The sequence below is a fragment of the Pyrobaculum sp. genome (assembly GCF_049971835.1).
Taxonomy (GTDB): domain Archaea; phylum Thermoproteota; class Thermoprotei; order Thermoproteales; family Thermoproteaceae; genus Pyrobaculum.
This window is the reverse complement of the sequence record NZ_JBMFKV010000275.1, coordinates 1-2119: the sequence shown is the minus strand read 5'-3', so window position 1 is coordinate 2119 and position 2119 is coordinate 1. Positions and strand designations below refer to the sequence as shown.

2 protein-coding genes are annotated in these 2119 nt (G+C 55.6%); both read left to right on the top strand.

Annotation, left to right across the window (positions count from 1 at the left end):
• Window positions 1-534 (top strand): PaREP1 family protein (locus ACP5J3_RS13595; protein ID WP_428496177.1); only part of this gene is annotated, 534 nt, incomplete at its 5' end.
• A gap of 355 nt (window positions 535-889) precedes the next feature.
• Entirely contained in the window at window positions 890-1891 is a 1002-nt protein-coding gene (locus ACP5J3_RS13590) for an ATP-binding protein (RefSeq protein WP_428496176.1), read from the top strand.
• Window positions 1892-2119 lie beyond the last annotated feature (228 nt).

Here is a 2119-nt window from a genome sequence, read left to right as displayed (position 1 = left end):
GAGAGGCCCCTACCTAAGCCCTCCGCTGAGGACTACGTCTCGGCGCGTCTTCTAGAGGCGCTTGTTGAGGCGGGCCTCGCTCTTGAGTACCTAAAGCGGGGCCTTGTGAGAAACGCCGCCGGCAAAGCCTTCCAGGCGTGGAAAGCGCTGATGGCGGCACTCCTCAGGCTCGAGCTGGACAGGCTTAAGGAAGTCGCCAAAAGCGACGAGGAGAGGCGCTGGCTGGAGACAACCGCCGTGCCTCGGGTGCCCACCAGCAGAATGACCGCGCTGTCGCAGATGCTTGAAGACACAGGCCACACAAAACTTTCCTTCGCCACAGACAAGGCACTTAAGCTACACGACTACCAGTACCACGGCCCAGACCCCGACATGGCCCTCTCAAAATACCGTACAAGAGAAGAAGCCGCAAAAGACATCCTACTACTCATCAAAGAGCTTATCCAGAAAGTCGAAGATCTAAGAGAAAGGATTAGGTGGACTCCAGAGCTGGAAAACGCCCTAAAAGACCTGAAGAGACAGCTCTACACCTAGCCGCAAGCCCCAGACGGCTCTGGCCACGTCAGCGCCGCGTTGCAGGAGGCACGCTCAAGCTCCAAAACCGCACGTGACAGCAAACCAGCCGCAGAGATCCGCCGCCAGCGCCGCAGACGGAGGCGGCACCGGAACCCCCAGAAACCGCGGCACGCCCCCGCCGCAGAACGCCCAGGCCAGGTTGGCCGTCTAACAAGCCGAAAACCCCCATTGGGGGTTTACAACGCGCGTAAGATACTTAAAACACCTCCACCCCTCTAGACGTGGAGCACCCCTACCCCACCCCCAGAAAGGCGCTGGAGGTAGCAACCGGCGCCGGAGCCCCGCAACTAAGCCCACGAGGTCTTCCAGAGACATGAAAAAAATCAAACTCGGCTTCGCCAACCTTGAAGTCGAGTTTGTAGATAGAGAGAAGGCACTCCGGAAGGTAGAGGAGTGGGCAGAGAGGGGTACCGCCCTCCCCCACGTGGTCTACGGCCCTGAGGGTTGCGGCAAGACTGCTTGGCTGAGGCAGTCGGCTCAGTTGCTGAGAGAGCTGGGCTTCGATGTTGTGTATATAAACCCGGTGGAGCAGGAGGTGTCGGCCGAGGTGGGGGTTGGGGAGTTGAGAAAGAGGCTTCTGGAAAGCCTCCGGGAGTCTTCAAGCGAGGCGTGGGCCAGGGCGGCGTGGGTGGCGGTAGACGTGGCCAAGGAGTTGATTAGGAGGAGAAGGGGGAGACTCGCCTTAATAATCGACGACGCCTTCCAAGCCATCGGCTTAGACAAGGCGGCGCTCTACGTAAAAGGCCTCCTCGGCATATTAGAGCACCCACCCGCCAGCTACGACAAGATAATAGCCGTAGTAGCAACAAGCGAGGGGGTAAGCCTCCGCGAGATAGGGAGACATCTATGGTCCACCACAGACCCCATGTGGAACATGCCGAGAGACGGGTTTGAAGAGCTGTACAGCCGGTTGCCCGGCGAGAAGCCCAGCCCCGAAGAGGCGTGGCGGCTGACAGGCGGAAACCCCAGAGCCCTGGCAAAACTCTACGAGGCGCGCTGGGACCACAGCCGGGTCACAAACAGCATAATCAGAGAAAAGGGGCTCACACACCACTTCCTCAAGAGGTGGGAAAACCACCTTAGAGAAGCCGTCGAGGATCCCGACCACCTCTGGCACAGCGCGTCCAGGGAGTTAGTTGACGAACTAGTCGAGAAAAACCTCATCATATACCACCTCCCAGAGAGAAGCCCCGAGAGCTGGATAGATCAGCCGCCGCCCGAGAGAGATCCAGAGCTCGGCATCGGGAGATACGTGGCGTGGCAGACACCCCTCCACAGAGAAGCCGTCAAGCGGGCGTTAAAGACATATCAATGAACCAGATATAATATTTATATAGGTATATGTAATGTATTGTTTGTATTTAAATTTTTTATTGAGTAAAGAGCAAGGAGTAATTAACAGGATAATACCAATATTCATAAAGTTTAAATATCGATATTCATAAAGTTTAAATATCGATGTTGTAATATGAGAAAATGATGAAAAATAAAAAAGGTGGTAATAGGTCATGAGTGTAATAATTAATCTCCCGCTCCGTGGCGT

What these genes read in the sequence shown, in the direction of transcription:
- ACP5J3_RS13590 (WP_428496176.1), top strand. Translation starts at nt 890, where the DNA reads ATGAAAAAAATCAAACTCGGCTTCGCCAACCTTGAAGTCGAGTTTGTA.